Genomic DNA, 13,288 nt, shown 5'->3' on the forward strand with positions numbered 1-13,288 from the left:
TAGTAGGTATTCTGTGGCATGCGTTGCATGAGCGAGCCTGCCGTAACCGTCAGGATTGCCGCTGGAAAGGTGTTTTTATGTTCGACCGTCGGCTTTTCACCCTCGTTGACCGCAGTGGCGTATTCGTCGTTGCGAAAGTGCTGAGCCTTTGGGTCTCGCTGCTATCTGATATCGGATTCGCGTTCATCGCGGTCGGTCTGCTCGGCAATCTTTTTCCGGTGCTCACCATCGCCCACGAGAATGTCAAACCGTCCATTGTCAAAAAGCTGCTGAACGATTTTCAGGCGGTGCCGCAAGGGTATTCGGCCTTCATCTTCGCGCTGGTGGTTGTCGCGATTATCAAATACATGGCCATTCGCGCCTCGCATTTCTTCGGTACCGAAGCCTCGGAACGCGTCAAGATCTCTTTGCGGGAGCGTCTGTATAACAAGATGCTTGACCTGGGCCCTACCTATTCCGAGCACGTGAAAACCGCCGATGTCGTGCAATCGTTGGGCGAAGGCGTCGACCGTATACAGAGTTTTTTTGAAGGGTATCTGCCGCAGTTGATTTTCGCCGTTCTTGGTCCTTTGACGCTGTTCGTGGCGATTCTGCCGTTGAACGCGCCGACGGCAGGCCTGCTGCTGGTCTGTGTCCCTATCGTGGTCGGCATCGTCTGGTGGGTGTCGGTGGCCACATCGCGCGCATTCGACAAATATTGGGACGCATACACGGATATGGGTGCCGCCTTTCTCGACAACGTTCAGGGATTGGAAACGCTGAAGACCTTCGACGCCGACGAGGCCGCCGCCCGGCGTATGGATCAGAAATCGGAAGATTTCCGAAAAACCTCCATGAAGGTCCTTCATCTCGAACTTCGCGCGCGTCTTGCCTTGGATCTGGTTTCCTACGGCGGTACTGCAGGCGGCATCGCCATCATCATCGCGCAGGTGACGAGCGGGCATCTGAAGCTTCCCGCGGCATTGGTCGCCATACTGCTTTGCGGCAGTTTCTTCGTCCCATTGCGCCGGCTGGCGACATGTTCCGATACGGCCTTGAACGGGCTGGCTTCGATCAAACGGATCTCTGCGATGCTCGATGTCCCGGTGGTCGGCGACGGGCAGGCGGCATTGCCACAAGGCGTAGAGGATTGTTCGATCACCTTTCGCAACGTTGATTACCTCTATAAGCCCATCGATTCCGCTCGCGATGTCGCCACGTCCTCCGACAACGCTGCCATCGATAATGACACTGCTTTAAAGAGCGCGGCCGCACGCAAACACGACGATGACTCCACGCCTCACAAAGCCTTGGACGGCGTCAGCTTCAGCGCCCGTGCCAACGGTTTCACCGCCATCGTCGGGGTGAGCGGTTCAGGCAAATCCACCATCGGCGCACTGATCGCCGGCACCCGCAACGATTATCGTGGTTCGATCCGACTGGGTTACCGCGTGTTGGGAAGCGTGGGCAGCTGCGAATTGCACAGCCTGAAAAACCGTTCGCTGTGCGATGCGGTCACACTCGTCGATTCCCGCAGTCACCTCTTTACCGGTTCCTTGCGCGAAAACCTTCTGATGGCCAAGCCCGATGCCACGGCCAACGAAATGTGGCTCGCGCTCGAAGGCGCCCACATCGACGATTTCGTCTATTCTCAGCCGCAGCGTCTCGACATGCGTATCGAACCGGATGCCGACAATCTTTCAGGCGGGCAACGCCAGCGTCTCGCCATCGCCAGGGCATTGCTGCGTGACAGCCCGATTTACGTGTTCGACGAAGCCACCAGTAGTGTCGATGCCGAAAGCGAGGAACTGATCGATGTGGCGATCCGCGATCTGGCCCATACGCATACGGTCATCGTCATCACCCATCGCCTCACTCAGGCCAGGGATGCCAGCAATATCGTCGTTCTGGACGGCGGGCATGTGGTGGAAAGCGGCACCCACGACGAGCTTATGGCCGCTCAAGGCCGTTACGCTACGATGTTTGAGACTCAGGAGTCGATCGAGCATGTCGCGCATCGTAACAGCTGGGGGAGCGCCTACGCCAAGCCTCGTTCCGCCAAAACCGAGGTGCGCAGGCTGTTTGATTTCTCGTTGCTTGATTACCAGGATCATGACGATGTTGACGATTTCGGCAACCGTCCCGAGACCCGGGATTCCGAGCGGGCGAAAGCGAGCACCAAGCAGACGCATCATCTTTCGGATGCCGTTGCCGCGGCCGGGCATCGGGTAAAAACCGAGGCCGCTCGCGTGCATGCCGCAACGGGCAAAGCCGCAACGGGCTCCACAAAGCGTCCTGAATCCGCAGCAGGCCAGGCCTCGCCGAAGAAGTCCGGGGCCGCGGCCGGCTCGCTTGGTTCGGCTTCAGCTACGGCCGTAAGCCGCCATTTCGATGGCAAGCGGCGTGATGAACCTGTAAAACGAGGCGATGAGACGGATGCGATACTTGATGTCGCCAATCGCCCTCGTACGCCAAACAAGCAGATGGGGACCTTCCATCTGACGCTGAGACTGCTTGGCTGCGTCGGCCGCCTGACCCCGTTCATCGTGGGCGCAAGCCTGTGCGGGACCATCGAGCGCCTTTCCGAGACGTTCATGCCTGTTTTCGGTGTGCTGGCATTGATGGCGTTCTTCGGCTATCCGGTTTGGGGCGTGGACGTCTCCCTCGCCCTCATCGCCGTCGCGGTCTGCGCCATCCTCAAAAGTTTCATGCATTATGCCGAAGAATATATGAACCATGAGATGAGTTTCCGCGTGGTTTCGTTGTTCCGTTCCAAGGCTTTCGCCGCTCTTCGTCGTCTCGCCCCGGCAAGACTCGCTGGTCGGGGCAAAGGCGCATTGACCACGTTGGCAACAACCGACATCGAGTTGCTTGAGACCTTCTTCGCCCACGCCATTTCGCCGGTGGTCATCGCGCTGGCCACCTCGGTGGTGTTCGCCGTGGCGCTGTTCACGCTCGACCCGTCCTTCGCCCTGCTGCTGATTGTCGCCCACCTGTTTGTAGGCGTCGTCCTGCCTCGCTTTTACGCCGGCAACGTGCGCGGAATCGGCGCGAGGATCCGCAACGATTCCGCCAAACTCGGCGACAGGCTTGTCGATGACATGCACGGCATGGACGAGATCATCAGATTCAACCAGGGCCGCCGCCGTCTGGCCGATATCATTGCACAGGGCAAGAGCCTCTGGCTTTTCGAGAGCAGGCTGAGCCGCAAGAATGGCGTGTTCGCAGGTCTGGGTGCGGTTTGTGTCGTGGCCGCCACGTTTGTCGCGGTGAGGATCATGTTCGGCATCGTCCAGGCCGATCCCGTTTCGATGGCCATGTATGTGGTCGCGGTGATGCTTATTTTCAGTTCGTTCGGTCCGACTCTGGCTCTGAGCGATTTGCCCGGTAGCCTCAACCAGCCGTTGGCTGCCGCAAGGCGCATGTTCGATTTGTTCGATGAGGTGCCTGCGGTTGAAGAAAAGGGGAACGACAAGCCGAAATTCGAAACCGTTCGCTTGAAAGACGTCACTTTCGGCTACCCGCTTTCTTCAGCCAGCTCGACTTCTGTTCCTGCTTCCGCGCTGGTGTTGAAGGACTTCAACCTCACGACGCTGCATTCGGGAATACTCGGCGTGCAAGGCCAGTCCGGACACGGCAAGTCCACGATTCTGAAACTCATGATGCGCTATTGGGACCCTCAGGTCGGGGCCGTCGACTTCTCCGGGGAGCCTTTGCCGAATATCGAGGCGCATTATCGCCGCCGTGTGGAGACGATGATGGATCAGGACACGTATCTTTTCGACGGCACGATTCGTGACAATCTTCTGATCGCCGACCAGCGTGCGACGGATTCGGATATGCATCAGGCGCTTCAACGCGCTTCGATCGACACCCTTATCGAGTCGTTGCCGGACGGTCTGAACACCCAGGTAGGTGAGCTTGGTTCGAGGCTGTCCGAAGGCGAACGCCAGCGCATCAGCCTGGCGAGGATCTTCCTTACCGGCGCTTCGCTGGTGCTGTTTGACGAGCCTACGAGTCGTGTCGACGCTTTGAACGAGTCGGTGATTCTTCATTCCATCAACACGCTGGCCAACGAGCGCCCGGTCTCCATCGTGTTGGTCTCCCATCGCGCTTCCACCATGCAGATTGCCGACCGCGTCATCACGCTTTAGATTTGAGCATTTGGTTGCGGCGGTTTCTCTCGCTGCTCGCCGAGCGCAAAAGCGGCTGTTGGAGGCCGTTTCCGGCATCGATGGTGATGAATGCAGGGAAACGTTCATTGAGTATTGGCCAGTGAACGTTTTTCTGCATGAGCGTTTCGGGTTGCGGGGCAACATTCGCTGTCCATAGAGCTGTATGTCGTGGTTTTGCTGGACAGGGTCGGCTAGTAGTGTGGTTGTTGGTTCATGAGAGAAGGAGCAAGTGCGATGAGTGCTGAAAAAACCGTTGGAGGAGTGCAGGGCATTGCCGATATCACGTTAAGCGACGGCAACAGGATCCCGCAGGTCGGGCTTGGCGTGCTGCGTATCGGCGATGATGAGGTGACCGACGTTGTCAAGTCCGGGCTTGTTGCCGGATATCGCCATATCGACGCTGCCGCGGGGTACAACAACGAACCGGGTGTCGGCCGTGCGCTCGCACAAACCGGCTTCAATAGCGGGCAGGCGCGTAAAACGCTGTGGGTCACCACGAAACTCAAGGACTCCGAGCAAGGTTACGACAACGCGCTCAGGGCTTTTGACCGGCAGCTTGGCGATCTGCGCCTCGATTACGTCGACATGTATATGCTGCATTGGCCCACCCCGTTCAACTGGCGTTCCGGTGAGACGTGGAAGGCGCTGATGAAGCTGCGTGACGAGGGGCGTATACGCACACTGGGTGTCTGCAATTTCCTGCCCGAGCATCTCGAACGCCTGCACCGTGAAACCGGGGAATGGCCGACGGTCGATCAGATTGAGCTGCACCCGACCTGGCAGCAGCGTGAAGTGGTCGCGTTCTGTCGCGAGCATGGGATCGCCGTCGAAGCGTATTCACCGATGGCCCGCGGAGCCGATCTCAATGCCGGAGACGGGACCATCGCCCGCATCGCCGCAGCCCACGGTGTCTCGCCGGCCCAGGTCATCCTGCGCTGGCATATCGAAAACGGGACCATCATCATTCCCAAGTCGGTTCACGTCGATCGTCAGCGCGAGAACCTCGATCTCTTCGGCTTTGCTCTGACTCAGGGCGAGCACGCGCAGATCGATGCGTTGGATGGGCCGACCCGTGCCGGCCACGACCCGATGACCTTTACCTATGCGTGACGGTGAATAAAATATAGGGGTTTTCGTTTTCCGGGCAGGGTAAACTACGTTCCTGCATATGGGATATGCCGATACTTTGCGTTTTCGACATATCCCATTTCTATGCGTGGCTTTTCTGCGTGGCTGGGGGGTTTGTTGCTGGAATGCGTTATGGAACGTGATCCGTGAACTCAGGGTTGCAGTACAAGCATCAGGACGAGCGCAACGTGATAAAAATCACTCGTTAAGAATAGTCGGAAATGATAGAAAAAGATACAATATAACTATTGTTATTGACTCTTCAATCGGATTGATGGGGACAATGGTTGTTCCGCCGATTGATTTTGAAGTCTTGACAGTAATTGACGGATGACAAGGTGTCATCTGGAAAAAATCGCAAAGGAGCGTGTATTATGCCGCAAACGATTAAGGCATCGGTTGCCTATGGTATTGGCAAGGGTTTTGCTCAGCCTGAGGAGATTGTTATCGATGATCCGATTGGCGCCGAGGTGCTGGTGGATGTTCAGGCCAGCGGCCTGTGCCATTCCGACCTGCATCTGGTCGAGGACGATGATCAGTTCTTCCCGTTCCCGGCGGTCATTGGTCACGAGGTCGCTGGCGTTGTCGAGGCGGTTGGCCCGGAGGTTCAGGGTATCAAGGTCGGCGACCACGTAGTGGCGTCGCTCGAGCAGGTGTGCGGCCATTGCGCCAACTGCCTGAACGGGCATCCGCAGTCCTGCAGCCAGCAGCAGGAGTGCGTGCGCAAGCCCGGCGAGAAGCCGCGCTTGTCCTTCCCGGACGGCCGTCCGATTACGCAGGCCTTCGGCACTGGCGGTTTTGCCGAGAAGGCGCTGATCCATGAGAACCAGCTTGCCGTGGTCAACGATCAGGTGCCATGGGATGAGGCCGCGCTTATTGGTTGCGCAACGATTACCGGCGCGGGTGCTGCGATCAACACCGCGCACGTTCGTCCCGGCGACACGGTTGCCGTGGTCGGCACCGGTGGTATCGGTTTGAACATCATTTCCGGCGCGCGTATCTGCGGGGCGAAGAAGATCATCGCCATCGACGTCTTCGACAACAAGCTCGAGTTCGCTCGTAAGTTCGGTGCAACGGATGTGATTAATTCCAAGAAGGAGGATCCGGTCGCCAAGGTGCGTGAGCTGACAAATGGCGGAGTGGATGAGGCGTTCGAGGCCATTGGATTCCCCGCGACCATGAAGCAGTGCTGGGATATGTTGGCAGTCGGCGGAAATGCCTATTGCATCGGCCTGGCCAAGCCCGACGCGACGATCAACCTTGAGATTAATCCGGCCGATCTGCTGGTTCACCAGCGCGGATTCAAGGGCGTGTGGATGGGTTCGACCAACATCAAGCATGACATCCCCATGTACGCCGATCTGGCGGTGGATGGCAGACTGGATGTTCATGATCTGGTCAGCCAGCACATCAACCTGAGCCAGATCGACGAGGCGTACCAGCAGTTGATGCGAGGCGAGGTCATCCGCTCGGTTATTACTGAGTTCTGATTGCTTCGACGTCTATAGATAGGGGCAAGTGGCATTCATGATATGGCTGCTTGCCCCTTGTGCGTGAGGTGGGCGAATTTGATATCGAAGCCGTTCGGAGTTGCCGTTGTGACGGGAGAGGTGGATGGTTGTGAAACGCGGAAAGGCGAGATGCAAAGGATCTGGTTTACTTGGCAATAGACAAGTTGATAGGGGATGTGAAGGGCATAAAGCGGTGTTTGTGTGAGGAGAAGTTCGAGAAATTTAAAAATTGATTAATTTTGTGTGTATTTGTTTGTAAATATTTGATTTTTGCGTATTAAATGAGTGTTTCGGCAATGTAGATGTTCGAAAATGTTCAAGAAACGCGACGGTTCGAAAATAGTTGCACGACCCGATTTCGATGTTGTAATGTGATGTACGTTACATTATAACTATTGAGGAGCGTAACCATGCCACAGAAGATTAAGGCATCGATAGCGTATGGCGTCGGCAAGGGATTTGCTCAGCCCGAAGAAATCATCATCGACGACCCGATTGGCGCCGAGGTATTGGTGGATGTTCAGGCCAGCGGCCTGTGCCATTCAGATCTGCATCTGGTTGAGGACGATGATCAGTTCTTCCCGTTCCCGGCCGTGATTGGCCACGAGGTCGCTGGCGTTGTTGAGGCGGTTGGCCCGGAGGTTCAGGGTATCAAGGTCGGCGACCATGTCGTCGCCTCGCTCGAGCAGGTGTGCGGCCATTGCGCCAACTGCCTGAACGGCCATCCGCAGTCCTGCAGCCAGCAGCAGGAGTGCGTACGTAAGCCGGGCGAGAAGCCGCGCCTGTCCTTCCCGGACGGCCGTCCGATCACGCAGGCTTTCGGCACCGGCGGTTTTGCCGAGAAGGCGCTGATCCATGAGAACCAGCTCGCCGTGGTCAACAACGAGGTGAAATGGGACGAGGCCGCCTGCATCGGCTGCGCCACCATCACCGGCGCGGGTGCTGCCATCAACACCGCGCACGTTCGTCCCGGCGACACCGTGGCCGTCGTGGGCACCGGTGGCATCGGTCTGAACATCATCTCCGGCGCTCGCATCTGCGGGGCGAAGAAGATCATCGCCATCGATCTCTTGGATAACAAGCTCGAGTTCGCGAAGAAGTTCGGCGCCACCGACGTGGTCAACTCCTCCAAGGAGGATCCGGTCGCCAAGGTGCGTGAGCTCACCAACGGCGGTGTTGACGAGGCGTTCGAGGCCATCGGCTTCGAGTCGACGATGAAGCAGTGCTGGGATATGCTCGGCGTTGACGGCACCGCGTACTGCATCGGCCTGGCCAAGCCCGACGCAACCATCAACCTCGAGATTAACCCGGCCGATCTGCTGGTGCACCAGCGCGGCTTCAAGGGTGTCTGGATGGGCTCGACCAACATCAAGCACGACATCCCGATGTACGCCGACCTTGCCGTCGACGGCAGGCTCAACATGCACGACATCGTCAGCCAGCACATCAACCTCAGCCAGATCGACGAGGCCTACGTCCAGCTCAAGCAAGGCAAGGTCATCCGCTCCGTCATCACCGAGTTCTGATCGCTCGGTTTCGATGTGAATAAATGGGGATTGAACCTTTTTTGGAGGTTCAATCCCCATTGTTGTTAGCGTAAGTTGTCAAAATCGTAATAGTTGACAATGAAATCGGTCAATATCTTTGTGCGACGCTCAATATCGGCAATCGTCCATTGCGTTTTGGTTTCTATGGTTTCAATGGATTCATCGGGGATACTGGCATTGAGCCGCATCGGCTGTCGAAGACCGACAAAATGTCCATTATCGCTGAAATCGCGTTTCGACTTTTTATATGACAGAGTTCCCGTGGTGTAAGGTTCCTCAGTGTTGACGAATGGTAATTGACCGAGGTCGGCATTATAAGGCGTCAGGGTAAGATTGCCGAGTTTATGAGTATGCTCATCTTGGATTTTGTCAGCGTCTTTGGGGGAGTCTGGACTGATTGCGTCCTTCCAATAATCCGGCAAGGTCCCTTCAGGCAAGATATGTTCGATGGTCCATTTGGGTTTCCCGTTGTCGTCTTGTAGTGAGTCGAGATCCTCTTCGCGGCCTTTGTCGAAAATCGTAGGTCCGGAAAGGTTTCTTTCCAATGATGTCAGTAAGAAACGTGTTGTTCTAGGATTCTTTTCATAAATGTCGGCGGAAAGCAGAGAGTTTCTGAATTCCTCGGTGCCTACGCTAAGATTTTTTAGTCGTTGAATAATGAATTGAATGAGGTCAGAACCTTTAAGCTGCTGGTTGTTAATTGACCGTACAATATCCAACATTGTTGAACGAATGCCTGATGCCTTCGGCAGCAGAGTGACATTTCTGCGTACATAAAAATAAATAAGTGCATCTATGACAGTGCTGAGTTGTGCCTCATCGAGATGTAATTCCTCATAACGATATAAGACAAAGAGTAATAGGGGATACGCCTGTGAGGGCTCGAGCCGGTGGAGTGATTGTAGTTTCTTACCGATACGAGAGCCATCGTCTGGTGCACTGGGCATGCAGGCTATTTGCGAGAAGAGGGAAGCACGGTCAATGAGTTGTTTAAGATAATCGATGCCTTGCTCATAGCGGGGTCGGATGATTCGTTGATATTGTCCCAGCGCTTTGCTCTTGGTTGTTGATGTCGTGTTGGTACCTTCAAAAGCATCGTAATTATTCAGCAGGAATTGAGTGGCTGAACCGATGTTCACGTCATTGTTCTTGTCATGGAAGAAACTCGTGAGCAGATTCCATTTGCTTAATGTCTCATTGATGTCATCCCCATGGTTTTTCGCGGCTCCAAGGAACTCTCCTTTAAGCAAGTCGACCAACGTTAGAGGAAGTCCCTTTGAATTAAGCGATGAGAACACCATGAACGCGTCAGATAAGGAAATAACTTTGATTTGTAATATTTTAATATTGAGTAATTTGTCGTAAAACTCTTTTATCTCCGACGTGGTACTGAGCTCATCGGCAATGAGTGAACGGATAAAGTTATAACGTTTGGTAAATCGAAGCCGTCCGGATGCTTGAGGCTTATGGCCATTTAAAGCGCTGAGGAGATCATCGTAGATTTGTCTGTCGCTATCCAATGGAACGATTCGGGATGAATCGGAGTTCCCAGTGAGGAGCATGCGACGGATGTCGCCTCTCATCTCACCTATGGAAAGAAGGTCTGAGCGAGTTAAGACATCAGATTCCTTATCCTCGTCATCTGACCATTCCGTTAGTTGTTGCCATATAGCAAGAAGCAGTAAAGATAAGGTAATTAGACGTTGCTGTCCGTCTATTACATCCAGATTGTTTTCTTCGCTGTTGGGTTGAGGCTCTTGATGTTGTGTAACTAAGAGATTGCCTACATAATATCCAGAAGGTTCGTTGTTGATATCTAGGAATAGTTGACGAATTTGCTCATCGTTCCAAGAATAATTACGTTGGTAGTCCGGAATGAAATAACGAACTCCTTCGGTAATGGGTAACAGCTTGTACAGCTCTTCCGGATGTGAATCGATATCCATAGCGTAGACCTTTCTGCGACTATTGAGGTATGGCTATCTTTATGATCTCTCGAATTTATGATCAAAACGCCGAATTGTTCAAAATGTCATTCATCTCCTGTTTCAGATCGTCTGGGCGATAGATCATTATCGAATCTATGTCGAAGCGAACCACGAATGATACCCATGAGCGGATTACGGTAGCCGAGCTGTTCGCCGGAGTCGGCGGTTTTCGGCTTGGTCTCGAGGGATATCCGGACACTGATGAACTCGGCAAGGGCTTGCCTGCGGCAGGGCCATACCAAACGATTTGGGCGAATCAGTGGGAACCGCAGGGCAGCGTAGCCAAGCAGTTCGCATGGCGCTGCTATGAGCGACGTTTCGGCGAGGGCAGCTGTGTCAACGAAGACATTGAAAAAGTGCTTGACCAATATGAGGCTGGAACTCTTGATATTCCTGACTGCGACATGGTGGTGGGCGGGTTCCCGTGCCAGGATTATTCCGTGGCGAAACCACTGTCGAAAGCGGGAGGCATCGAAGGCAAGAAAGGCGTGCTCTGGTGGCAGATCTATCGTTTTCTGCAATTGAAGAGTCCGCGCTATGTCATGTTCGAGAACGTGGACCGGCTGCTGAAGTCGCCGGCTTCCCAGCGTGGGCGTGATTTTGCCATTATCCTTTCTTGCCTGAATGCCCGTGGATATTCGGTTGAATGGCGCGTGATTAATGCGGCCGATTATGGGATGCCACAACGTCGCCGGCGTGTGTATATCTATGGCCAGTTGAATGCCGATAATTGGGATTTGTCTGAACGGGTCAGTGCGTCAGGTGTGATGGCGCGGGCGTTCCCTATCGACGAAAATGAAGCGGGGGGGGGGGTATAGAAGCCTGGCTTCTGACCCATACGTTGTCAGTCAGGAATTCGGCATTGGCGACAAGACCTCGTTCTTCGCCAATGCGGGCGCAATGCAGGCCGGACGGGTGTTTACCTGTGCAGTAACGCCTGCATATGACGGACCGTATCAGACTCTTGCCAACATTCGCGTGGATGATGACGAAGTGCCTGACCAATACTTCATCGATCCAAAAAGCCTCGATAAGTGGGAGTATCTTAAGGGCGCCAAAAAAGAACAGCGCACTTCTTCTTCCGGGTACCAATATGTCTATTCCGAAGGTGGCATGGCGTTCCCGGATAGCATCGACAAGCCCGCGAGAACGATTCTGACCAGTGAAGGTGGCTCCGGGGCCAATCGAATGAAGCATGTCATTCGTGCGCAGGATGGTCGGTTGCGACGCTTGGTGCCCGACGAACTCGACCAGATTCAGATGTTTCCCAAAGGCTGGACGAACACTGGTATGACAGACGGGCATCGGGCGTTTTGCATGGGCAACGCCTTGGTGGTCGGTATTCCACACCGCATAGGTGAGGTCATCGCGCAGGATATTCGGAGCATGCGATGAGTGTTGTCACGTACGATGATGTACGGCAGAGTGACTCGGTCGATCACGCGTTTGCCAGTATCGATCAGGTTTTAAGCCTGCTCAATAACGTGCAGGGAAGAAGTTTTCGCCAAATTGATATCACCGGGCGTGGCGCTGCGTCCGGCAACAAGGGCTCGCTGGGCCAGATCGTCGAGGAATCGGTATTGGGGTACGCTATCAATTCCGATCCGAATCCGGACATCGTGGCCGGTGGCAAAAGCTACGAACTCAAAGTGACACCGTTGCGCCATTCCAAAAGACGAGATGAACGGGTGGTGGCCAAGGAACGGTTGGTGCTCGACATCATCAATTACATGCGGTTGCCGGAAGAGACATTTGGAACATCGAGGTTCTGGAACAAGTCACGTCGTATCGTCATCATCTATTATTTTGACGATAGAACCGATAAGAAGAATCAGTCTCGTTTGGACTGCAAACTGTATTGTTCGGTGCTTTTGGACTATGAGGCCAAGGATTTCCTGACCATCAAAGCCGATTGGCAGACCATCCACGACAAAGTCACCGAAGGCCATGCCGATACGTTGAGTGAGGCGGACACCAATTATTTGGCGGCATGTACGAAAGGTGCCAGTGCCGCTACCGTTCGAGATGCACCAGCTCCGGATGGGGCATGCGACCCAACCATCAAAGCCAAGCAACGCGCGTTCAGTTACAAAGCCTCATATATGAGCACCGTAGCCGAGAAGATTCTTGATAAGGGCGCCATGCCAACTCTACCAATGTCGGCCGAGCAGACACTGGAGCAGTACATCGGTGAAAGTTTCGACCATTATGTCGCACATCCGGTTTCTTCGATTGCTGAAGAATTGGCGATGCCGCAGGATGCTAGCAAGGCCAAGCAGTTCACTTCGATGCTGACGCTAAGAATGTTGGGTTCCGGAGGCCACTCTATTGAGCAGGTAGAGCAGTTTCGTAAGGCCCATGTCAATCAAGTGAAAACGGCCACGTTATATGAGCAGGGTCGCCCGAAAGAGCACATGTCCTTTCGGCAAATCTCACAAGAGGAGTGGAACCAGCTTGCTGACCCCTCAGTAGAATTCCATGATTCGTTCCTCTATCGTTTTTTTGAGGAGAACAGGTTTCTGTTTTCGGTGTTTCAGGCGAGTGGTGCGAAACGGCAGGATTCTTCGCGACTTACTGACGTTTTTGAAGGAGGTTTTCTGTGGAACATGCCCGAGGCCGATATAGAACGCTATGTATATCCGGCTTGGGCTGTGGTACATCGACTTTTAGTCAACGGCGAATCGATTCACTATGGCAGGGGAACGAATTTACTGCCGGGAGCCTCATTCAATCATGTGTTCCATTTCCGATCCAAGGCTCGTAACGGTAAGGACCAAGTGACACTGCCTAATGGAGAATCCATTACCAAACAGACGTTCTGGTTGGATCGGGACTATGTCGCTAAAATCATTGAGCTGAAGCTGTGACGTTTGTATTGGCTGATGCATAAAAGCCTTCAGAAGCCGAACGTAGATTTCCATGTAAAATTTTGACTTAGCGTAAAATTGACGTAAGTTGAA

Annotated in this window: 9 protein-coding genes; 8 read left to right on the plus strand and 1 reads right to left on the minus strand. The window is 54.3% G+C overall.

Annotation, left to right across the window (positions count from 1 at the left end):
• Positions 1–77 precede the first annotated feature (77 nt).
• From OZX64_RS02240 to OZX64_RS02260, 5 genes are all read left to right on the plus strand, one after another.
• Positions 78–4,133, plus strand: coding sequence for an ATP-binding cassette domain-containing protein (locus tag OZX64_RS02240; RefSeq protein ID WP_277173519.1), 4,056 nt, complete (start codon positions 78–80; stop codon positions 4,131–4,133).
• Between the two features lie 255 nt (positions 4,134–4,388).
• A complete protein-coding gene (locus OZX64_RS02245; protein ID WP_277173521.1) occupies positions 4,389–5,264 on the plus strand; it encodes an aldo/keto reductase in 876 nt (291 codons plus the stop codon).
• A 58-nt stretch (positions 5,265–5,322) separates the two neighbouring features.
• The gene (locus tag OZX64_RS02250) at positions 5,323–5,616 is read left to right on the plus strand and encodes a hypothetical protein (RefSeq protein WP_277173523.1); all 294 of its coding nucleotides are present in this window, start codon (positions 5,323–5,325) and stop codon (positions 5,614–5,616) included.
• Between the two features lie 40 nt (positions 5,617–5,656).
• Complete coding sequence (locus OZX64_RS02255) at positions 5,657–6,772, plus strand: Zn-dependent alcohol dehydrogenase (RefSeq protein ID WP_277173525.1); 1,116 nt, start codon at positions 5,657–5,659, stop codon at positions 6,770–6,772.
• A 431-nt stretch (positions 6,773–7,203) separates the two neighbouring features.
• A complete protein-coding gene (locus OZX64_RS02260; RefSeq protein ID WP_277173527.1) occupies positions 7,204–8,319 on the plus strand; it encodes a Zn-dependent alcohol dehydrogenase in 1,116 nt (371 codons plus the stop codon).
• Between the two features lie 65 nt (positions 8,320–8,384).
• Here OZX64_RS02260 and OZX64_RS02265 read toward each other — a convergent pair whose 3' ends face one another.
• On the minus strand, positions 8,385–10,286 hold the full coding sequence (locus OZX64_RS02265; protein ID WP_277173529.1) for a DUF262 domain-containing protein: 1,902 nt from the start codon (positions 10,284–10,286) through the stop codon (positions 8,385–8,387).
• Between the two features lie 137 nt (positions 10,287–10,423).
• On the opposite strand from OZX64_RS02265, the gene dcm reads away from it, so the two are divergent.
• The 3 genes from dcm to OZX64_RS02280 are packed head-to-tail and all read left to right on the plus strand — an operon-like array spanning position 10,424 to position 13,195.
• A complete protein-coding gene (dcm, locus tag OZX64_RS02270; protein ID WP_277173531.1) occupies positions 10,424–11,146 on the plus strand; it encodes a DNA (cytosine-5-)-methyltransferase in 723 nt (240 codons plus the stop codon).
• On the plus strand, positions 11,124–11,723 hold the full coding sequence (locus OZX64_RS02275) for a DNA cytosine methyltransferase (protein ID WP_277173533.1): 600 nt from the start codon (positions 11,124–11,126) through the stop codon (positions 11,721–11,723). The genes dcm and OZX64_RS02275 overlap by 23 nt, the downstream gene beginning before the upstream one ends.
• Entirely contained in the window at positions 11,720–13,195 is a 1,476-nt protein-coding gene (locus tag OZX64_RS02280; protein ID WP_277173535.1) for a Sau3AI family type II restriction endonuclease, read from the plus strand. The genes OZX64_RS02275 and OZX64_RS02280 overlap by 4 nt, the downstream gene beginning before the upstream one ends.
• Positions 13,196–13,288: the final 93 nt, after the last annotated feature.

The sequence above is a fragment of the Bifidobacterium sp. ESL0704 genome (assembly GCF_029392075.1).
Taxonomy (GTDB): Bacteria; Actinomycetota; Actinomycetes; order Actinomycetales; family Bifidobacteriaceae; genus Bifidobacterium.

Coding starts and splice junctions, on each gene's coding strand:
- OZX64_RS02240 (WP_277173519.1), top strand. CDS start 78: ATGTTCGACCGTCGGCTTTTCACCCTCGTTGACCGCAGTGGCGTATTC.
- OZX64_RS02245 (WP_277173521.1), top strand. CDS start 4,389: ATGAGTGCTGAAAAAACCGTTGGAGGAGTGCAGGGCATTGCCGATATC.
- OZX64_RS02250 (WP_277173523.1), top strand. CDS start 5,323: ATGGGATATGCCGATACTTTGCGTTTTCGACATATCCCATTTCTATGC.
- OZX64_RS02255 (WP_277173525.1), top strand. CDS start 5,657: ATGCCGCAAACGATTAAGGCATCGGTTGCCTATGGTATTGGCAAGGGT.
- OZX64_RS02260 (WP_277173527.1), top strand. CDS start 7,204: ATGCCACAGAAGATTAAGGCATCGATAGCGTATGGCGTCGGCAAGGGA.
- OZX64_RS02265 (WP_277173529.1), bottom strand. CDS start 10,286: ATGGATATCGATTCACATCCGGAAGAGCTGTACAAGCTGTTACCCATT.
- dcm (WP_277173531.1), top strand. CDS start 10,424: ATGTCGAAGCGAACCACGAATGATACCCATGAGCGGATTACGGTAGCC.
- OZX64_RS02275 (WP_277173533.1), top strand. CDS start 11,124: ATGAAGCGGGGGGGGGGGTATAGAAGCCTGGCTTCTGACCCATACGTT.
- OZX64_RS02280 (WP_277173535.1), top strand. CDS start 11,720: ATGAGTGTTGTCACGTACGATGATGTACGGCAGAGTGACTCGGTCGAT.